The following is a 20,540-nucleotide window of genomic DNA, read 5'->3' as shown; positions in this document are numbered from 1 at the left end:
ACAGCGGTGTTCAACGGCGGTCAGCGGCCGTCGGTGACGGGGTGCGAGCCGGAAGGCTGCGGCACGGCGGCGACCGGGGAGTGCGCCGCGGCGGCCGCCGACGGCACGGGCCGGCGGTCGGCGAGCGGCACCACCGGCGGAAGCTGCGTCTCGCCCAGCACGATCCGGCGGACGACCCGCTCGGCGGCACGTCCGTCGTCGTACGGGCAGAAGCGCTCGCGGAACGCGGCGCGCCGCTGGGCCGAGGGGGAGCCCCGCCATCGGCCGGTGGTGAAGATGTCGACCAGCTCGTCCTCGCTGCGGGCGACCGCGCCCGGCGGGAAGGCGCGCACGTCGAAGTAGGTGCCGCGGGCCGCCTGGTAGGCGGCCCAGTCGTCGTCGGGGGCGTGCACGACGATCGGGCGGTCCAGGTTGGCGTAGTCGAACATGATCGACGAGTAGTCGGTGACCAGGGCGTCCGAGGCCAGGCAGAGGGACTCGACGCTGGGGTGCTCGCCGACGTCGATGACACCGGGCGTCCGGCGCGCGAGGAGGGAGCCCTGCCAGTAGTGGGCGCGGGCCAGGATCACGAAGCGCGGGCCCAGACGGCGCACGACGCGCTCCAGGTCGAGGGCGGCGCACTGGGTGCGGCGGTGGTCGCGGTGGGTGGGGGCGTACAGGAGGGCGACCGTGTCGCGGGGGATGCCGAGGGACTCGCGCAGCCGGGCCACGTCCGCCGCGGTCGCCTGCTGGAAGACGTCGTTGCGCGGATAGCCGTACTCGAGGGTCAGATAGCCGCCGGGGTAGACGCGCTCCCAGGTCAGCGTGGTGTGGCGGTTGGCGGACAGGACGTAGTCCCACTTGTCGACGCCGCGCAGCAGCTCGTCGAAGTCCATGTCCCTCGCGGCCGCCGGGCGTTCCTGGAGGTCGAGGCCCATGTGCTTGAGGGGGGTGCCGTGCTGGGTCTGGACGAAGACCTGGCCGGGCCGCTTGACCAGCCGGCGGTCGAAGTTGACGTTGTTGACGAGGTACTTGGAGCGGGCCAGCGCCGTCCAGTAGGCGGCCGTGCCGGGCGCGAGCGGCTGCGGGCCCGGCGGGACCGACCGCTGGTGCTCGGGGCGGGCGATCCAGGCGGTGCGCACCTGCGGCGCGAACGTGCGGAACGCGGCCTCCAGTGCGCCCGGGTTGCAGCCGTGCCCGCGCCCCCAGTACGCGCCGAACACCGCGCGGTCGGCGCGCAGCGGCAGCCGCAGCTGGATGTGGTAGTGCGCCTGGAGCAGGGCGGCCCGCAGCGCGCGGGCCAGCTTCACGCCGAGCTTCAGGGTGCGGCGGCGCAGGGTCATGCCCGCCTGGAGCGCCCGGTAGGTGCGGTGCAGGCCCAGGTGGACCAGGGCGTGGCGCAGCCGGGAGCGCAGCGGGATCGCGCTGCCGGGGCTGCGGTGGCGGCGGTAGTGGGCGCGGGCCCTGCGCAGGAACTCGGCGCGCGAGCCGCGGGGCAGCCGGTCCTGTTTGGTGAAGATGGTCGTGAAGTGGTCGACCATGCGGCGGAACAGCACCGGCCGCCACGAGGCGAGCCGGGGGTGCTCCTCGACGAACGCGAAGACCCGGTCGTACTGCTCGAAGACGTCGAAGTGCCTGCGGCTGGTGGTGGACAGGATGTTGCCCCGGCGGCGCTGGCGGTAGTGCACGCACACCCGGTCGAGCGTCGCGATCGAGTCCGCCGCCATCAGCGCCGGGTACGTCCACGGTGTGTCCTCGTAGTAGCCCGGCGGGAAGGTCAGGCCCACACGCTGGACGAACTCCCGCTTGCACGCCTTGTTCCAGGCCACCATCAGCACCCGGAGCAGGCCCGGCCGGTCCGCCAGCCGGAACGGCGCCGGGCCCTGCTCGGTCAGCAGGGCCGCCCGCTGGTTGCGCTCCACCCGGCCGTCCCAGTAGGCGCGCGCGTAGTCGTAGACCAGGACGTCCGGTTCGCCGGTCTCCTTCAGCCGGTCGGCGATCGCCCGCAGCGCCTCCGGGGTGAGTGTGTCGTCGGAGTCCAGGAACAGCAGGTAGTCGCCGCTCGCCACCCGCATGCCCGCGTTGCGGGCCCGGCCCAGACCCACGTTCTCCGCCAGATGCACCGCGCGCACCCGCGGATCGCGGGCGGCGAACTCGTCGATGATCTCACCGCAGGCGTCCGGCGAACGGTCGTCCACGGCGATCAGTTCGAAGTCGGTCCACGACTGGGACAGCACCGACTCGAGGCACTCGTGCAGGTACGCCTGAACCTTGTACGCGGGGACGATGACACTGAACCTGGGCAAGGGACATCCATGGGTCGGCGCGGGCAGGGCCTTGCCCGGAAACGGCCGATGGAGTGATCCGGTTACGGTTCGTACGGCATTCGGGGGATTACGGGTGAACGAAAGGGGACGGGACCGTGACGTCCCGCCCCCTCCCCGTGTTGTTCTCCGGGCTATTTGACCGCGCCCGCCATCACACCGGACACGAACTGCCGCTGGAACGCGAAGAACACGGCCAGCGGGATCACCATCGAGATGAACGCGCCCGGCGCCAGCACGTCGATGTTGTTGCCGAACTGCCGTACCTGCGTCTGCAGGGCGACCGTGATCGGCTGGCTGTCGGCGTTGGTGAACACCAGCGCGACCAGCATGTCGTTCCACACCCACAGGAACTGGAAGATGGCCAGGCTCGCGATCGCCGGAGCGGCCAGCGGCATCACCACCCGGAAGAACAGGCGCAGTTCGCCCGCCCCGTCCAGCCGGGCCGCCTCCAGCAGTTCGCGGGGGATCTCCGCGAAGAAGTTCCGCAGCAGGAACACCGAGAACGGCAGGCCGAAGCCGACGTGGAACAGGATCACCCCGAGGACGGTGCCGAACAGGCCGATCTTGCCGAACAGTTCGGCGATCGGGATCAGCGCCACCTGCACGGGCACCACCAACAGGCCCACCACGGCCAGGAACCACCAGTCGCGGCCCGGGAACTCCATCCACGCGAAGGCGTATCCGGCGAGCGAGCCGATGAAGACGACCAGGACCGTCGCCGGGACGGTGATCAGCACCGTGTTGACGAGGGAGTCGGTGATGTCGCTGTTCTCGAGGAGCTTGCGGTAGCTGGCGAAGGTGAGCTGGGAGGGCTCGCTGAACACCTTCCACCAGCCGCTCGCGCTCATGTCCTCCGGCGCGCGGAGGGAGGAGATGAGCAGACCGATGGTCGGCACCAGCCAGAACAGGCCGACGACGAGGAGGAACGCCCGGACCAGTCCGCCGTTGAGCTTCTCGACCAGCCACTTGCCCGTCGTCGTCATCGCCGCACCTCCCGCCTCAGCCGTCGCACGTTGAACCACATCACCGGGATCACCAGCAGCAGCAGGAACACCGCGATGGCGCTCGCGATGCCCGGCTGGTCCTCGGAGAAGCCCTTGCGGTACAGCTCCAGCGCCAGCACGTTCGCGTCGTCCTGCGAGGATCCCGGCGCGATGATGAACACCAGGTCGAACACCTTGAGCACATTGATCATCAGGGTGACCGCGACGACCGCGAGGACCGGTGCGAGCAGCGGGACGGTGACCCTGCGGAACACCTGCCACTCGTTCGCCCCGTCGACCCGGGCGGCCTCCAGGAGTTCCCGGGGGACCCCCGCCAGGCCGGCCGCGATCAGCACCATCGCGAAGCCCGCCCACATCCAGATGTACGACCCGATGATCGCCGGGGTGACCAGGGACGGGCCCAGCCAGTCCAGGCCGTTGTACGGCTCCTTGAAGTTGCTCGCGGGCAGCCGGAGCCGGGCGCCGTCGGCCTCGGCGGGAAGGGTGAAGGTGCCGTCGTCGGCGGCCTTCGTGGACGCCACCACCGTGCCGTCCTTCACCGCCTCGATCCTCATGCCGGCGTAGCCCGGTTCGGTGGGGTCCGGGGCGCCGAGGGTGCCGACGCCCTTGCCCCGGGTGAAGTCCTGCCAGGTGGTCCCGGTGATCTTCCCCGGCTCGGCCTTCGGTGCCACGGCCTTCTTCGCGCCGTCGGGCATCCGGTCGGGGGCCACGCCCACCAGGGGCAGGGTGACGGTGCCGCCGGTGTGGACGGTGGCCTTGGTGACGAAGCCGCCGCCCTGGGCCACGAGCGGCGACTCCCGGCCCGGGTGGGCCTTCGGGAACGCGGACGCCTGGGCGAACGTGTCGTGCACGCCCACCCAGACCGCGTTCGCGACGCCCTTGTCCGGGTCCTGGTCGTAGACCAGCCGGAAGATGATGCCGGCGGCGAGCATCGAGATCGCCATCGGCATGAAGACGACCAGCTTGAACGCCGTGCCCCAGCGCACCCGTTCGGTCAGCACCGCGAAGATCAGTCCGAGCGCGGTCGCGACCGTCGGCGCGAACACCACCCAGATCACGTTGTTCTTCAGGGCCGCGCGGATGCCGTCGTCCGTGAAGAGGGCCTTGTAGTTGTCGACGCCGGCGAACCCGTCGCCGGACTGGTCGTAGAAACTGCGCACGACCGAGTACCCGATGGGGTAGACCACGAGCGCCCCGAGCAGCAGCAGGGCGGGCAGCAGGAACAGTGCCGCCACGGTTGCGCGGGTGCCGGTGACGCTCTTGCGCGGGCGAGGAGGGGCGGGGGCTCCGGGAGCCCCCGCCACCGCTGCCGACTTCATCGCCGGGTCAGTTCCCGTACGCCGCCGCCGCGTCCGACTCCAGCTTCTTCTGGATGCCGGCCACGTCCGACGGGTTCTTCAGGAAGTCCTGCAGGTCCTTCCACTCGCCCTTGCCGGGCGTGCCGCCGAAGGCCTGCGGGGCCTGGTCGGACATGTCGAAGCGGAAGTCGTCGCCCGCCGCGATCAGCGCCTTGGCGATCCTCTGCTGGACCTCGTTCGGGTACGCGGAGATGTCCACGTTCTTGTTCGGCGAGAGGTAGCCGCCGAGCTCGGCCTGGATCTCCGCCGCGTCCGGCGAGGCCAGGAAGGTCGCCAGCGCCTGCGCGCCCTCGGAGTCCTTCAGGATGACGGCCGCGTCACCGCCGGAGACCACCGGCGCGGTGTCGCCGGCCTTCGGGAACGGGAACACCTTGGCGTCCGTGCCGACCTTCGCCTTGGTGTCCGCGATGTTGACCTGGACGAAGTCGCCCTCGTAGACCATGCCCGCCTTCGGCTGGTCGCCGCCGGTGAAGGTCTGTGTGACCGATGCCGGGAACTCCGTCTGCAGGGCGCCGTTCGCGCCCCCCGCGATCCAGTCCGTCTTGCCCCAGATCCGGGCGAGCGTGGTCAGCGCCTCCTTGACCGAGGGGTCCGTCCACTTGATCTTGTGCTGGGCGAGCTGGTCGTACTTCTCCGGCCCCGCCTGGGACAGATAGACGTTCTCGAACCAGTCGGTGAGCGTCCAGCCGTCGGCGCCGCCGATCGAGAACGGCGTGACGCCGGAGTCGGACACCGTCTGCGCGGTGTCCAGCAGTTCGTCCCACGTCGTGGGCTCACTCGCGCCCGCGTTCTCGAAGACCTGCGCGTTGTACCAGATCAGCGACTTGTTGGCGGCCTTGTAGTAGACGCCGTACTGCTTGCCGTCCACCTTGCCGATGTCCTGCCAGCCCTGCGCGTAGTTCTTCCGGAGCTCGTCGGTGGCGTCCGCGCCCAGCGGCTTCGCCCAGCCCTTGTCCACGGCCTGCTTGATCGCGCCGGGCTGGGGGAGCATCGCCACGTCCGGCGGTGCGCCGCCCGCGATCTTCGAGCCCAGGAAGTTGATGATGGGGTCCTGCGCGGGCACGAACGTGATCTTCGCACCGGTGCGCTTCTCGAACTCCGCCAGGACCTTCTTGAAGTTGGCCTGCTCGGTGCCGGTCCACACGGCGGCGACCTCGAGTGTGGTGCCGTTCAGCTTGGGGAGGGTGACGGTGCTTCGGGAGTCCTCTGTTCCGGTCGCGCTCCCGTTGCCGCTGCTCTTGTCGTCGTCGCCGCCGCACGCGGTGAGCGAGAGCGCCAGGGCTCCCGCCAGCAGCGTGGCGGCGGCTTTCACGGTCCTGCGTGTACGGATGGTGCTGCTCGTCCTGCGCATCACTGCCCCGTTCTTCGTTCCTCGTCGAACGTTCGAGCGCTGTCCCGTGGCACTGGTCTACGCCGGGTGCCAGAGGTCGGCAAGAGCGCGAAGCGTGTCAAGTGGGGGATCGTGACCGCGTCGTGACTGCGGGGGTGCGGGTTTCCCCGCGCGGGCGCGGTCCGGGGACTGCCGCCCCCGGACCCCTTCGGGCCGGAACGAGCGCCGCTCCTCAGGCGCCGGACGGGCTGGGCTGCCCCGACCGGGGCCTGCCGGTGGCCGCCGCGCGTTCCAACGCGCTGGCCAGCAGGGCCAAGTCGGTGGGGCCGTTGCCCAGTTCGCGGACCGGCCTGCGCGTGGGCGGGTCGCCCATGCGCTGCCACTCCAGGGGTACCACCGTGGGGCGCAGGGTCGCCGTCCGGGGGATACGGCCCGTCACGCGGCCGCCCTGGAACGGGGTGAGGCGGCCGTCCGCGCCCTTGAGGCGTCCCCGGCCGGGCGCTGGTTCGTCGGCGCCCGAACCCGGCGCGTCGAGACCGATCCGAACGGTCGAACGGCGGGCCGGTTCCGACTCCGCCGTACGGTCGCAGGGCCCGGTGGCCGCCACCAGGTGCACACCGAGCCGGTCACCCTCCCGGGCCACCGCCTCCAGCGCGCGCATGACGGACCCCGCGGCGGGCCGGCCGGGGGAGCCGAGGGCGGGGGAGACGAGCGCGTCGAGGTCGTCGACGACCACCACGAGACGGGGCAGCGGAGACGGCACCTCGGTCTCCCGGCGGGCGGCGGCCGAGGGCCGCAGCCGGAGGGTGGAGCTGGGCGGGGTGTCGAGGTCGGCGGCGCCGGCCCCCGGGGACGGCGGGACCTTCGGGGTCCGCTGCGGGACGATCCGGCCGGAGACCGCGCGGTGCGTGTGCCACTCGGCGAAGTCGGAGAGGCCCAGCAGTTCGGCCCGCCGCTTCAGCTCGGCGCTCAGCGACTGGGCGAACTCCCGCATACGGACCGGGTCGTTGGCGGTCAGATGGCCGGTGACATGCGGGACGTCCGTACAGACGCGCAGACCGTCGCCGTGGCCGCCGGTGCCCTTGCCGACGGTGTCGCGGCCGTCCAGCAGGAGCACGCTCAGCCGGTCCGGCCGCTCGGCGGCGGCCAGCGAGGCGACGACCGCCCGCAGCAGCTCCGTACGGCCGCTGCCGGGCGGGCCCTCGATCAGCAGATGGGGGCCCTCGGCGGCGAGGTCCACGGCGACCGGGCCGCGCGGTCCGGCGCCCAGCACGGCCCACGCCCGGCCGCCGAGCGCCTCGGGGTCGTCGGCCGCGTCCGCCCAGCGGGCCATCAGGGACGCGGGCGTGGCACGGGCGAGGCCCAGCTCGTCGAGGAGACGGGCCGACGGGGGCAGCGGCGCCGACACCCGCGTGTGCCGCTCGCCGCCGCCGTCGGGGCGCAGCGGCGCCAGGGCGCGCGCGAAGCGCTCGGCCCAGGCGAGCGAGACCGCGTCCACGGCGGCGAGCGTGCCCGGTCCCACCGGACCGGACCTGCCGTCGCCCTCCGGCGCGACCCGGAACAGCCGCAGCGCCGTCGCCACGTCCCCGCTGAGCAGCGCGACCGCCCCGCACGCGCGGAACGCGGGCGCCGAGGCGCAGGCCGCCTCGTACGTGTCGGTCACCGGCGAGGCCGGGGACGCGGCGGGCGTCTCGGCCAGGCACAGCACATGGATGCCGGCCCGCGGCCCCGCCACCGCCAGCCGGGTGACCGCCTCCCGCAGATCGGCGCCGCCCGGATCGCCGTCCACGACGACCACCGTGAAGGGACCCGGGAAGCCGTCACCCGCGTCGTCGGCCCGGGCCCAGGACGGGCGGTGGGCCGTGCGGGGCGCCGGGCCGCCGGCCGGCGGGTGGTCCTCCAGGCGGCGCAGCAGCTCGTCGGTGCGGGCGGCGGCCTGGTCGTGGTCGTAGGCGAGCAGCAGGCGGCAGTCCTGGCCGTGGCCCGGGCGCAGATGGGGCAGCCAGCCGAGCCAGGACCACTCGGCGGCCCGCTCCTGCTCCCCGCGCGCGCGGTCCGTGCTGATCAGGACGATCTCCAGGGCCTCCGGGGAGTGCAGCGCGGCCAGCTGGGCCAGCACGGCGCGGGCCAGCCCGGACAGGCGCGGGCGCGGACCGGCCAGGCCCAGCGCCCCCGCCTCGCGCAGGCCCGCGGTCACCGGTACGGCGGGCAGCAGGCCCGAGCCGTCCGGCGCGGCCCGGTCCGCCGTGCCGAGCCGGACCGTGAGCGCCTCCGGGTGACCCGGGCCGCGCTCCCAGAGCCGGGGGCCGGGTGCCAGGGCCGTCAGCAGCAGTGCCGCGGGGTCCGGCCAGGTCTCCGGCGCGGGCGCAGGCAGCGCCGAGGGCTGCGTCTGCGCTCCGGGCAGGTCGTCGTCGTAGGCCTCGCCGCCGGGGTCGTCCTGCGCGCTGCCACGCCCGCCGGCCAGCCGCCGCGCCCACGCGGAGAGACCGCCGCGCCGGCGCACCCCGGGCGGGACGTCGGTGCCGCGCAGCGGGGTGCCCTTGCGGCGGGAGGCGGCGGGGGACACCGCGTCGGGGCCGGCGGCCGGGGTGTGCGGGCCCCGGACGTCGTCGTACGGCCCGTCGGCGTACGGCGGCGCGAAGGGACCCAGGGCGGCGTGGGTGTCGTGCGGGTCGTGGGAGGGGCCGGTGCCCGGTGCGGAGGTGCCGGCCGAGGGGACCGGCGGCGGGGTGCGGCGGTCCGCCGGGGCACGCGTCCCGCCGGTGTCCCGGTGGCTCTCGATGCGCGGTGCGCCCGCCTGGCCGGGGACCAGGGGGCCCTCGCCGGAGGTGTGGGCGCGCTCGGACCGGGCGGCCGTGGAGCCGCTCCAGTCCGCGGTGCCGTAGGCGTGGCCGGTCGGGCCGTGGGGCGGGGCGGGATCGCCGGTGCCGCTCCCGTCGCCGCTCCCCCGCGCGTCGGCGGCGCGGGCGCCCGGCACGCGGGCGGGGCCCCGGCCGCGCGCGCCGTCGGCGCCCGTGTCCGGGCCGGTGCCGGTCACGCGCGGGTGGACGGCGTCCCGCGTGTCCGTCCCGCCGGTGTTCGTGCCCGGCCGCGCGTCCGCCTGGTGCGCGGCGGACGCGCCCGCCGTGCCCGTCCCCCTGAGGCCGGGACCCGCTCCGCGCGTGTGCCGGCCGCCCGCGGCGCCGGGGCCCGGATGCACCGCGCCCTCCGTCGCCGTACCGCCGCACGGCACCCGTACGTGCCCCTCGCCGTCCGGGGTCGTCGCCACCCGCGCCCCCGGGCCGCCGGGGGGAGCGAGCCGCAGGGCCGACTCGCCGATCCGCAGCAGCGCGCCCGGGACGAGGCGGACGGGGCGGGTCTGGACGCGGACGCCGTCCAGGGTGGTGCCGTTGGTGGAGCCGAGATCGGTGACCGTGGCGCGGCCGTCGGGCGAGAGCGTCACCGCGCAGTGGAGGCGGGAGACGTCAGGGTCGTCGAGCGGGACCTCGGCGTCGGCGGAGCGGCCCACGCGGACCTGGCCGCCGTGCAGCAGATGGACCCCGCCCGCGTCCGGGCCCGCGACCACGTGCAGCCGGGCCGGGGCGTCGTCGACCTCGGGATGCGGCTCGGGATCGGCCGGGGCGCCCACGGACAGCAGGGCGCCGTCGATCAGCGGGGGCTCACCCAGCGTGCAGCGCTGGGTGTCGAGCCGCTCCGCGCCCGCGTACAGGGCGACGGACGCGCCGCCGGCGCCCTCGCCGGAGACCGCCGCGGCCAGGGCGGACGCCACCGCGGCCAGGGCCGTGCCGGCGGGCGCCGTGACCAGTACGTCGCAGCTCGCGGCGCGGCCGCGTGCGTCGGCATGCGGGCCCAGCGGGTCTACGACGGTCAGCCGGATCTGCATCGCCGTCAGCGGTCCCTTCTGCGCGGGTGCGGACAACCCCCCACCCCACACGAGCACATCGGCCAGTACTGCAGGCATCCTCGCACCTGTCACTGACAATCCGCCCACCACCCGAGGACAAGTGATCTTGATTGGTCGGCTCTGCCCGCAAAAGTGCCTGACCATGGCACCGTCGCCGATCATCCGACGATCAGTTGAGATCGGTCACGCCCGGCTTCCGCAACCCGCGGACCGGGGTGCGCGTCTTTCCTTCGAACAGGCGGGGGAGAGGGCACGTGACCGTACGCAAGGCCCATAGGAAGAGGACAGCCCGGTACGGGGAGCACGGCACTACAGTGGGTCGGAACACAGCCAGAACAGGCAAGCAAGCAGCCAAGCAAGCAGCAGGGAGCGCGTGACGTGCGGCCAGTCGGCAGCAAGTACCTGCTCGAGGAGCCGCTCGGACGCGGCGCCACGGGCACCGTCTGGCGAGCCCGCCAGCGCGAGACAGCGGGCGCCGAGGCAGCCGTGCCCGGCCAGCCCGGGGAGACCGTCGCGATCAAGGTCCTCAAGGAGGAGCTCGCGAGCGACCCCGACGTCGTGATGCGGTTCCTGCGCGAGCGGTCCGTGCTGCTGCGCCTGACCCACCCCAACATCGTCCGGGTCCGCGACCTGGTCGTCGAGGGCGATCTGCTGGCCCTCGTGATGGACCTCGTCGACGGCCCCGACCTGCACCGCTACCTGCGCGAGAACGGGCCCCTGACGCCCGTCGCCGCCGCCCTGCTCACCGCCCAGGTCGCCGACGCGCTCGCCGCGAGCCACGCCGACGGCGTGGTGCACCGCGACCTCAAGCCGGCCAACGTCCTGCTCAAGCAGGAGGGCGGCCAGATGCACCCGATGCTCACCGACTTCGGCATCGCCCGACTGGCCGACTCCCCGGGTCTGACCCGGACCAGCGAGTTCGTCGGCACGCCCGCGTACGTGGCGCCGGAGTCCGCCGAGGGCCGCCCGCAGACCTCCGCCGTCGACATCTATGGCGCCGGCATCCTGCTGTACGAGCTGGTCACCGGCCGTCCGCCGTTCTCCGGCGGCTCCGCCCTGGAAGTGCTCCACCAGCACCTCAGCGCCGAGCCGCGCCGCCCCTCCACCGTCCCCGACCCGCTGTGGACGGTCATCGAGCGCTGCCTGAGCAAGAACCCCGAGCACCGGCCCGGCGCCGAGAACCTCGCGCGCGGTCTGCGGATCGTCGCCGAGGGCATCGGCGTGCACGCCAACTCGATGCAGATCGCCGCCGCCGAGGGCGTCGTCCACCTGCTCGCCCCGGACCCGGCGCCCGCGCAGGTGCCGGGCGCCGGATCGGGGGCGCCCGCGGGGGCGTACGACCCGAACGCGGCGACCAGCGTGCTTCCGCACACCGGCGCACCCGCGGGCGCGGCCGACCCCACCGCGGTCCTGCCGCACACCGGTGGCCCGGCGGGCGCGGCCGACCCGACGGCCGTGATGCCGCCCGTGCCGCCGCACCAGCCCGGGCAGCAGCAGCCCGAGCAGCCGCATCCCTGGCAGACCCAGCTGCGGGCGGCCCGCGACCGCAACGAGCAGACGCAGGTCCAGCAGTACCTCGACCCCGGGGAGGACCCGCTGCGCCGCCGCCCCCAGCGGCAGGTCGCCCGGCCGCAGCAGCCGCAGCAGCGCCCGCAGCAGGGCGGATACGGCTATCAGCAGCAGCCCCAGCAGCAGTACGCGCCCCCGCAGCAGCAGCCCCAGCAGTACGCCCCGCCGCAGCCCCAGCGGCAGCAGCCCCAGCGCCACCAGCCCCAGCCGCAGCGGCCCGCGCCGGAGCCGCGGCAGCCCCGGGAGCCGCGCGAGCCGAGGCAGCGCAGCGCCAACCCGATGAAGATCCCCGGGCTCGGCTGCCTCAAGGGCTGTCTGTTCACGATCGTCATCTTCTTCGTGGCCGGCTGGCTGATCTGGGAGTTCAGCCCGCTGCAGAGCTGGATCGGCACGGGTCGCAGCTGGTGGGGCGAGCTCAGCCACTGGTTCCGCGAGTTCACGAGCTGGGTGGACGACCTGGCCAGTGCCGTGGACGGATCGGGCGGCAGCGGCTCCTGACCGCCGCCGGTCCCCGGCCGTGAGTCTGTGGACTTGTCGACTTCTGGCGGGTGATTTCCGTCTCCGCGGTGAAGGTTGGCTCTTCGGACGCGTACTTTTGTCGGCAACACGCGTCGGTAGGAGCAGTCTTGGCACGGAAGATCGGCAGCCGGTACACCGCCCACCAGATCCTGGGACGGGGCAGCGCCGGCACGGTGTGGCTGGGCGAGGGACCGGACGGGCCGGTCGCCATCAAGCTGCTGCGCGAGGACCTCGCCTCCGACGAGGAGCTCGTGGGCCGCTTCGTGCAGGAGCGCACCGCCCTGCTCGGGCTGGAACACCCCCACGTGGTCTCGGTACGGGACCTGGTGGTCGACGGCAACGACCTGGCACTGGTCATGGACCTGGTCAGGGGCACCGACCTGCGCACCCGGCTCGACCGGGACCGCAGGCTCGCGCCCGAGGCCGCGGTGGCGATCGTCGCCGACGTCGCGGAGGGGCTGGCCGCGGCGCACGCGGCCGGGGTCGTCCACCGGGACGTCAAGCCGGAGAACGTGCTGCTGGACATGCAGGGACCGCTCGGCCCCGGCGGCTCGCACCGGGCGCTGCTGACCGACTTCGGGGTCGCGAAACTCATCGACACCCCCAAGCGGACCCGTGCCACGAAGATCATCGGAACCCCGGACTACCTCGCCCCGGAGATCGTGGAGGGGCTGCCGCCGCGGGCCTCGGTCGACATCTACGCGCTGGCGACCGTGCTGTACGAGCTGCTGGCCGGCTTCACCCCGTTCGGCGGTGGTCACCCCGGCGCGGTGCTGCGCCGGCACGTCACGGAGACGGTCGCCCCGCTGCCCGGCATCCCCGACGAGCTGTGGCAGCTGATCGTGCAGTGCCTGGCGAAGGGCCCGGCGTCGCGGCTGCGGGCGTCCGAGCTGGCGTCGCGGCTGCGGGAGCAGTTGCCGACGCTGGCCGGGATGCCGCCGCTGGACGTGGACGAGCCGGACACGGAGACGGTGCAGGAGGGGGGCGCGGAGACCGCGGAGACGGGATCGGCGGCGACCCCTCCCGCGCCCTCCGGGGGGCGGGTACGGCGGGGCGCGGTGCCCCTGGTCCCCGGGGCGAAGCCGGACTCCAACCGGGACACGCACACCTCGATGCGGGTGCCGGCGCCGGACGAGCTGGCGGGCGGCGCGCACGGAACGGCGCGGGTGCCGCGGGCGGCGGGCGCGCCCCGTCCGGGCTCCGCACGCAACCGGGCCGCCACCCGGCGCCGGCGGATCACGCTGGGCGCGGCCGCGGTGGTGCTGGCCGCCGCGGTCGGGGTCGGGACCTGGGCGGCGACCTCGGGAGACGACGCGGGAGCTTCCCCCCGCGACACCGAGACCTCGTCCCCGACGGCCCCCTAGGAAACGGTGCGGGGGCGGAGGCCCGGGGTGCCGCCGGGGGCGGTCGCCCTGCACTGGCCGGTTGGCGGAGCCGTTACGCTGGAGGCGTGGCAGTCGTCGATGTATCCGAAGAGCTCAAGTCCCTCTCCTCGACCATGGAGTCGATCGAGGCCGTTCTGGACCTCGACAAGCTGAGGGCAGATATCGCCGTGCTCGAGGAGCAGGCGGCCGCGCCGTCCCTGTGGGACAACCCGGACGAGGCGCAGAAGATCACCAGCAAGCTCTCCCACCTCCAGGCCGAGGTCAGGAAGGCCGACGTGCTGCGCGGCCGGATCGACGACCTCGCGGTGCTGTTCGAGATGGCCGAGGAGGAGGACGACCCGGACACCCGCGCCGAGGCCGAGGCCGAGCTCGCCGCCGTCAAGAAGGCGCTGGACGAGATGGAGGTCCGCACGCTCCTCAGCGGGGAGTACGACTCCCGGGAAGCGCTCGTGAACATCCGCGCGGAGGCCGGTGGCGTCGACGCCGCCGACTTCGCCGAGAAGCTCCAGCGCATGTACCTGCGCTGGGCCGAGCAGCACGGCTACAAGACGGAGATCTACGAGACGTCGTACGCCGAAGAAGCCGGCATCAAGTCCACCACCTTCGCCGTCCAGGTGCCCTACGCCTACGGCACCCTCTCCGTCGAGCAGGGCACGCACCGCCTCGTGCGCATCTCGCCCTTCGACAACCAGGGACGCCGCCAGACCTCCTTCGCGGGTGTGGAGGTCCTCCCCGTCGTCGAGCAGTCCGACCACGTCGAGATCGACGAGAGCGAGCTGCGGATCGACGTGTACCGGTCCTCCGGCCCCGGCGGTCAGGGCGTGAACACGACCGACTCCGCCGTGCGCATCACCCACCTGCCCACCGGCATCGTCGTCTCCTGCCAGAACGAGCGCTCGCAGATCCAGAACAAGGCGACCGCGATGAACGTCCTCCAGGCGAAGCTCCTCGAGCGCCGCCGGCAGGAGGAGCAGGCCAAGATGGACGCGCTGAAGGGCGACGGCGGCAACTCCTGGGGCAACCAGATGCGGTCCTACGTCCTGCACCCGTACCAGATGGTCAAGGACCTCCGTACGGAGTTCGAGGTCGGCAACCCCGAGGCCGTGTTCAACGGTGAGCTCGACGGATTCCTGGAAGCCGGAATTCGCTGGCGCAAGCAGCAAGAGAAGTAGGTTTGTCGATAAGGCAACCGCCCCTGCGCCAGGGGTGGTTGCCTTTTTGCGTGGCCCAACTCCCCCCGATGCCTGGGTTTTACATCACACTCACAGCTCTGACATCACGCAAAGCGCCCTGACTTGGACATTGCGTGCGCAACGGCCTTGACGTTGCTTTGAAAAATCGGGAGGGTGCAGTGTGGCATGCGTATCTCTGGGACGCATGTGAACCGGGGGGCTTCAGCTACATCTTTGCTACCCCCGTCGATCACTGTCCCGAGCGCGGCCTCATCGACGATCAGCTACTGGGGGTAGCAACCATATGACCAAGAAGACGCGGATCCGGGTCGCGCGCATCGCCGCCGGCGCCGTGATCGCCGCGGGTGCCTCGCTGACGGTCGCCGGCGTCGCTTCGGCCGCCGGTGACGAGGGTGGCCTCAGCGGGCTCGTCTCGACGTCCGGCGACGTCGAAGTCACCACGCAGGACGGCGACGACCCGTGCCCGATCGCTGTCTGCCCCGGCGACAACGGTGGCACGGGCGACAACGGTGGCACGGGCGACAACGGTGGCTCCGGTGACAACGGCGGTTCCGGTGACAACGGTGGCTCGGGCGACAACGGTGGCTCGGGCGACAACGGTGGCTCGGGCGACAACGGTGGCACGGGCGACAACGGCGGTTCCGGCGACAACGGTGGCTCCGGCGACAACGGTGGCTCCGGTGACAACGGTGGCTCCGGCGACAACGGTGGCTCCGGCGACAACGGTGGCTCGGGCGACAACGGTGGCTCGGGCGACAACGGCGGTTCCGGTGACAACGGTGGCTCGGGCGACAACGGTGGCTCCGGTGACAACGGCGGTTCCGGTGACAACGGTGGCTCGGGCGACAACGGTGGCTCCGGCGACAACGGCGGTTCCGGTGACAACGGTGGCTCCGGCGACAACGGCGGCAGCTCCACCACGGGTGGTTCCGCCACCGGTGGCACCGACACCGACGGCACCTCCACTCAGGAGGAGGGCAGCTCCGCGCTGACCGACACCTCGGACACCGCCACCGACACCACCGCCCAGGGCGGCGGCGGGGAGCTCGCCGAGACGGGTGCCGGCGAGACCACGATCCTCATCATCGGCGCTGCCACGATGATCGCCGGCGGTGTCGGCTTCCGTGTGCTGCCGCGTCTCGTCGCGGGCCGCGGCGGGGCCGCTGCCTGACGGTGGCCGCTCCCGTGCGGGACGTCACATGACGTGAACGCGAAGGGGCCCGGAGCTCATCGGCTCCGGGCCCCTTCGGCGTCGTAGGCCCGCGGTCTACGCGGTCTGGTGGGCCAGCAGCGCCACCGCCGCCACCAGGACCGCCAGCAGCGCGATCAGCGCCATCGGGTTCAGCCCCGCGAAGAAGTTCTCCTGCTGCAGCCGCTCGCGGTTCGCACGGCACACAGGGCACCGGCCCTCGCTCACGGGCGCCGCGCAGTTAGCGCACACCAGCCGGTCGTACGTCATGCGCTCGCCCTCCTTGCGCCGGTTCCACGTACACAACGCTCACGAAACCGAGAACGTTCCCCCTCCACTCTGCCAGGTTCGCGGCAAGCCCGCGCGGCCCGTTCGAAGAGGGGCCCGCACAAACTCCCGTACAAAGTCCCGTACAAAAAGGCACAAGCCTCCCGCAACGGCTCCCGGCGCCTGCGCTCGCACACCCGGTTCGCGTATGGTCACGCTCATCTACCCCCGGCGACCCGTGGTGCACCCGTGATCCGATTCGACAACGTCTCCAAGGTCTACCCCAAGCAGACCCGCCCCGCACTCAGGGATGTCTCCCTCGAGGTGGAGAAGGGCGAGTTCGTGTTCCTCGTGGGGTCCTCCGGCTCCGGCAAGTCCACCTTCCTGCGGCTGATCCTCCGCGAGGAGCGGTGCAGCCACGGTCAGGTGCACGTGCTGGGCAAGGACCTCGCGCGCCTCTCCAACTGGAAGGTGCCGCAGATGCGCCGCCAGCTGGGGACGGTCTTCCAGGACTTCCGGCTGCTGCCGAACAAGACGGTGGCGGAGAACGTCGCCTTCGCGCAGGAGGTCATCGGCAAGTCGAAGGGCGAGATCCGCAAGTCCGTGCCGCAGGTGCTCGACCTCGTCGGGCTGGGCGGCAAGGAGGACCGGATGCCGGGCGAGCTGTCCGGTGGTGAGCAGCAGCGCGTCGCGATCGCGCGCGCCTTCGTCAACCGGCCGAAGCTGCTCATCGCCGACGAGCCCACCGGCAACCTCGACCCGCAGACCTCCGTCGGCATCATGAAGCTGCTCGACCGGATCAACCGGACCGGCACGACCGTCGTGATGGCCACGCACGACCAGAACATCGTGGACCAGATGCGCAAGCGCGTCATCGAGCTGGAGAAGGGCCGCCTCGTCCGCGACCAGGCGCGCGGCGTCTACGGCTACCAGCACTGACCGCCCGCAGACGTTCCCGGAAAGGCCTCAAGTACACGCCATGCGTGCCCAGTTCGTACTCTCCGAGATCGGTGTCGGTCTCCGCCGCAACCTGACGATGACCTTCGCCGTCATCGTCTCCGTCGCCCTGTCGCTGGCGCTCTTCGGTGGCTCGCTCCTGATGAGCGACCAGGTCAGCACCATGAAGGGCTACTGGTACGACAAGGTCAACGTCTCGATCTTCCTCTGCAACAAGAGCGACGCCGAGTCGGACCCCAACTGCGCCAAGGGTGCGGTCACCGACGACCAGAAGAAGCAGATCAAGTCCGACCTCGGCAAGATGTCGGTGGTCCAGACGGTGACGTACGAGTCGCAGGACGACGCGTACAAGCACTACAAGGAGCAGTTCGGCGACTCGCCGCTGGCCGCCTCGCTCACCCCGGACCAGATGCAGGAGTCGTACCGGATCAAGCTGAAGGACCCGGAGAAGTACCAGGTCATCGCGACCGCCTTCGACGGGCGGGACGGCGTGCAGTCGGTGCAGGACCAGAAGGGCATTCTGGACAACCTGTTCGGGCTGCTCAACGGCATGAACTGGGCGGCGCGGGCGGTGATGGCGCTGATGCTCGTCGTCGCGCTGATGCTGATCGTCAACACCGTGCGCGTCTCGGCGTTCAGCCGTCGGCGTGAGACCGGGATCATGCGGCTGGTCGGCGCCTCCGGCTTCTACATCCAGGCGCCGTTCATCGCGGAGGCCGCCGTCGCCGGTCTCATCGGCGGCACGGTCGCCTGCGGCTTCCTGGTGCTCGCCCGCTACTTCATCATCGACAACGGCCTGGCGCTCTCCGAGAAGCTCAACCTGATCAACTTCATCGGCTGGGACGCGGTCCTGACGAAGCTTCCGCTGATCCTCGCCACGAGCCTGCTGATGCCGGCCCTGGCGGCGTTCTTCGCGCTGCGCAAGTACCTCAAGGTGTGACGCACACCCCCCGGGCCGTACGGTCGAGCGACCGTGCGGCCCCTCCCCGTTCCCCTAGACTCACCGCCATGTCAGGCCGTGACCTGTTCTGTCAGCCCCGCCGTTTCGGCCGCGGGGCCGCCCTGACCTTGGTGTTCGCGAGTGTGCTCGTGGCCGGTGCGGCGACCGGCTCGCTGCCGGTGGACGGCCGCCGCGCCGCCTCCGGTGAGACGCGGGAGGGGCCCGCCGGGCGCTCCTCGGACGTGACACGGGCGGCCGAGGAGGCCGCCGCGGTCGGCAAGTCCCCCCTGGACGCGGCGGAGCGCGCGGTGAGCCGCAGCGGGGACCGCTGGGCCGCCGTCTACTCCGCCGGTGAGTACGAGGAGTTCGAGGACTCCCTCGACGGCCGTTACACCGGCGTGGGCCTGTGGGCGCGGCGCGAGCGGGACGGGCGCATCGAGGTGACCGAGGTGCGGCCCGGTTCGCCCGCGGCGGGGGCCGGGATCCGCGCCGGCGACCGGCTGCGCAGCGTCGACGGGCACCGGGTCGACGGCCGTCCCGTCACCGAGGTCGTCTCCTTACTGCGCGGTGACGCCCTGGAGGCGCCCGCGGGGACGACCGTCACCCTCGGCCTGGAGCGCGGCACCCGCGCGTGGACCGAGACCCTGCGCCGGGCCCTGCTGTCCACGGACTCCGTCACCGTCCGCAGGCTCTCCGACGGCGCGAGCGTCATCAAGATCTCCGCGTTCACCAAGGGGGTCGGCAACGCCGTCCGCACCGCCGTGCGGCGGGCCCCCGCCGGTACCGGGATCGTCCTGGACCTGCGCGGCAACTCCGGCGGCCTGGTCTCCGAGGCCACCGCCACCGCCTCCGCCTTCCTCGACGGCGGCCTGGTCGCCACGTACGACGTGGACGGCGACCAGCGCGCCCTGCACGCCGCGCCCGGCGGCGACACCGACCGCCCCCTCGTCGCGCTCGTCGACGGCGGCACCATGAGCGCGGCCGAGCTGCTCACCGGTGCCCTCCAGGACCGGGGCCGGGCGGTCGTCGTGGGCTCGCGCACCTTCGGCAAGGGCTCGGTGCAGATGCCGAGCAGACTCCCCGACGGCTCGGTCGCCGAGCTCACCGTCGGCCACTACCGCACTCCCTCCGGCCGTGCCGTCGACGGTACGGGCATCACGCCCGACCTGGACGTGACGGACGGGGCGCTGGAGCGGGCCGAGACCGTGCTCGGCGGTCTCGGGGACCCGTCCTGAGTCCGTCCCGGGTCTCGCGTAATCGGCTTTCCCTCCGACCCCCTCAGGGTGCGAAAATGGCGGCACTATGAGCAAGGGAATGTACGTACCGAAGGAGTCCCAGCCCAAGCAGGGCGGGGCGGCCGGCAAGTCCAAGGACGGCGAGAAGGGCGGCAAGCGCAAGATCGTCGCCCAGAACAAGAAGGCCCGGCACGACTACGCGATCATCGACACCTACGAGGCCGGGCTCGTGCTCACGGGCACCGAGGTGAAGTCGCTGCGACAGGGCCGGACCTCCCTGACCGACGGCTTCGTCCAGATCGACGACGGCGAGGCGTGGCTGTTCAACGCCCACATCCCCGAGTACAGCCAGGGCAGCTGGACGAACCACTCCGCGCGCCGCAAGCGCAAGCTGCTGCTGCACCGCGAGGAGATCGACAAGCTGGCGGTCAAGTCGGAGGAGACGGGTCACACGATCGTGCCCCTCGCCCTCTACTTCAAGGACGGCCGGGCGAAGGCCGAGATCGCGCTGGCGCGAGGCAAGAAGGAGTACGACAAGCGGCAGACCCTGCGGGAGAAGCAGGACCGCCGGGAGACGGACCGGGCGATCGCGGCGGCGAAGCGGCAGCAGCGGGCCGGGTAGCCGCCGCCGGCCGTCGCCCCGCGGCCCGCCTCCGCCCGTCGCACGGCCGGCGGGAATACGGTGGCATCCGCGTGTGTTGGTCACGTACGATGGGATCGCACCCCACCGAGGGTGCAGCGATTGAAAAATCAACATGGGGATGATCGGTTTCGACAGCGGCTGTCGAAGCAGGGGAAGCGTGTCGAGAAAGCGGCCATGATCTCGTAAACCACAGGCCGAAAAAAATAATCGCCAATTCCAAGAGCGATTCTCCCGAGCTCTACGCTCTCGCTGCCTGATCAGGTAGTGATCGTTTAGCTCCTTCATGGGAGTGTCAGCCCGGGCTCGTTCCCGACCCGGATCCTGGCATCAGCTAGGGGACTAAACCTTGATCCCGGTCACGGGGTGAAGAGGGAAATCAAACAGTGACTGGGCCCGTCGGCGACTTGTTCGCGTGATCGCCGGGGCCGAGAAAATCACAGCGAACTGCACACGGAGAAGCCCTGGTTCCGCACCGTTGGACGCGGGTTCGATTCCCGCCATCTCCACGACATCCCATGTGGGCGAAGGCCCCGTCGCATACAGCGGCGGGGCCTTCGTGCTGCTCGCGCGCCACCCGGACACCGTTCCCTCATCACGTTTTCCGCACATCTCACCGAACCCTCTTGTCCGGAACCCGTCACATCTGCCTATGGTGATCGCCGCGCCCGGCGGAGCCGACCACTCCGTCATCGTGCGCGACGACAGGCGACCGGGGGGACACCGTCGCCACGGGGAGAGACA

The 20,540-nt window shown here is 72.2% G+C and carries 14 protein-coding genes and 1 other RNA gene; 9 read left to right on the top strand and 6 right to left on the bottom strand.

Annotated features, from left to right (window positions below; translation table 11 throughout):
* Positions 1-20: 20 nt before the first annotated feature.
* The 5 genes from ACFY2L_RS06925 to ACFY2L_RS06905 all read right to left on the bottom strand — a co-directional run bounded on the left by ACFY2L_RS06925 (position 21) and on the right by ACFY2L_RS06905 (position 9,881).
* Positions 21-2,285, bottom strand: coding sequence for a CDP-glycerol glycerophosphotransferase family protein (locus ACFY2L_RS06925; protein ID WP_390821667.1), 2,265 nt, complete (start codon positions 2,283-2,285; stop codon positions 21-23).
* A gap of 152 nt (positions 2,286-2,437) precedes the next feature.
* Positions 2,438-3,289: a carbohydrate ABC transporter permease gene (locus ACFY2L_RS06920; RefSeq protein ID WP_390660240.1), complete on the bottom strand. Its 852-nt coding sequence runs from the start codon at positions 3,287-3,289 to the stop codon at positions 2,438-2,440.
* A complete protein-coding gene (locus tag ACFY2L_RS06915; protein ID WP_390821666.1) occupies positions 3,286-4,629 on the bottom strand; it encodes a carbohydrate ABC transporter permease in 1,344 nt (447 codons plus the stop codon). Before ACFY2L_RS06915 ends, ACFY2L_RS06920 begins: the two co-directional genes overlap by 4 nt.
* Before the next feature lie 7 nt (positions 4,630-4,636).
* Positions 4,637-6,019 (bottom strand): ABC transporter substrate-binding protein, encoded by a 1,383-nt coding sequence (locus ACFY2L_RS06910; protein WP_390821665.1) that lies wholly within the window; start codon positions 6,017-6,019, stop codon positions 4,637-4,639.
* Between the two features lie 211 nt (positions 6,020-6,230).
* Positions 6,231-9,881 (bottom strand): FHA domain-containing protein, encoded by a 3,651-nt coding sequence (locus tag ACFY2L_RS06905; protein ID WP_390821713.1) that lies wholly within the window; start codon positions 9,879-9,881, stop codon positions 6,231-6,233.
* Between the two features lie 399 nt (positions 9,882-10,280).
* Here ACFY2L_RS06905 and ACFY2L_RS06900 point away from each other — a divergent pair, with 399 nt between their 5' ends.
* The 4 genes from ACFY2L_RS06900 (at position 10,281) to ACFY2L_RS06885 (ending at position 15,739) form a co-directional block, all read left to right on the top strand.
* On the top strand, positions 10,281-11,969 hold the full coding sequence (locus ACFY2L_RS06900; protein ID WP_390821664.1) for a serine/threonine-protein kinase: 1,689 nt from the start codon (positions 10,281-10,283) through the stop codon (positions 11,967-11,969).
* A gap of 128 nt (positions 11,970-12,097) precedes the next feature.
* Entirely contained in the window at positions 12,098-13,354 is a 1,257-nt protein-coding gene (locus ACFY2L_RS06895) for a serine/threonine-protein kinase (protein ID WP_390660236.1), read from the top strand.
* 86 nt (positions 13,355-13,440) lie between these two features.
* Positions 13,441-14,547, top strand: coding sequence for a peptide chain release factor 2 (prfB, locus tag ACFY2L_RS06890; RefSeq protein ID WP_390660235.1), 1,107 nt, complete (start codon positions 13,441-13,443; stop codon positions 14,545-14,547).
* 304 nt (positions 14,548-14,851) lie between these two features.
* Positions 14,852-15,739, top strand: coding sequence for a hypothetical protein (locus ACFY2L_RS06885; RefSeq protein ID WP_390821663.1), 888 nt, complete (start codon positions 14,852-14,854; stop codon positions 15,737-15,739).
* Positions 15,740-15,835: 96 nt separating this feature from the next.
* On the opposite strand, the gene ACFY2L_RS06880 is transcribed toward ACFY2L_RS06885, so the two are convergent.
* Positions 15,836-16,027 carry a hypothetical protein gene (locus ACFY2L_RS06880; protein WP_055639109.1) on the bottom strand — a complete coding sequence of 64 codons (192 nt, stop codon included), beginning with the start codon at positions 16,025-16,027 and terminating at the stop codon, positions 15,836-15,838.
* 246 nt (positions 16,028-16,273) lie between these two features.
* Between ACFY2L_RS06880 and ftsE the strand changes: the two genes are divergently transcribed.
* The 5 genes from ftsE (at position 16,274) to ssrA (ending at position 20,308) form a co-directional block, all read left to right on the top strand.
* Positions 16,274-16,963, top strand: a complete 690-nt coding sequence (gene ftsE, locus ACFY2L_RS06875) for a cell division ATP-binding protein FtsE (RefSeq protein ID WP_030943440.1) — start codon at positions 16,274-16,276, stop codon at positions 16,961-16,963.
* A 40-nt stretch (positions 16,964-17,003) separates the two neighbouring features.
* Positions 17,004-17,921, top strand: a complete 918-nt coding sequence (ftsX, locus tag ACFY2L_RS06870) for a permease-like cell division protein FtsX (RefSeq protein ID WP_390660233.1) — start codon at positions 17,004-17,006, stop codon at positions 17,919-17,921.
* 68 nt (positions 17,922-17,989) lie between these two features.
* Positions 17,990-19,156, top strand: coding sequence for a S41 family peptidase (locus ACFY2L_RS06865; RefSeq protein WP_390821662.1), 1,167 nt, complete (start codon positions 17,990-17,992; stop codon positions 19,154-19,156).
* Positions 19,157-19,235: 79 nt separating this feature from the next.
* Entirely contained in the window at positions 19,236-19,778 is a 543-nt protein-coding gene (smpB, locus tag ACFY2L_RS06860) for an SsrA-binding protein SmpB (protein ID WP_390660287.1), read from the top strand.
* 135 nt (positions 19,779-19,913) lie between these two features.
* Positions 19,914-20,308, top strand: a transfer-messenger RNA (tmRNA) gene (gene ssrA, locus ACFY2L_RS06855).
* Positions 20,309-20,540 lie beyond the last annotated feature (232 nt).

Origin of the sequence: Streptomyces sp. NPDC001381 (genome assembly GCF_042895685.1) — a bacterium.
Lineage (GTDB): Bacteria > Actinomycetota > Actinomycetes > Streptomycetales > Streptomycetaceae > Streptomyces.
Note: the sequence above shows the minus strand (reverse complement) of the source record. Positions and strands in the feature narration are given on the sequence as shown.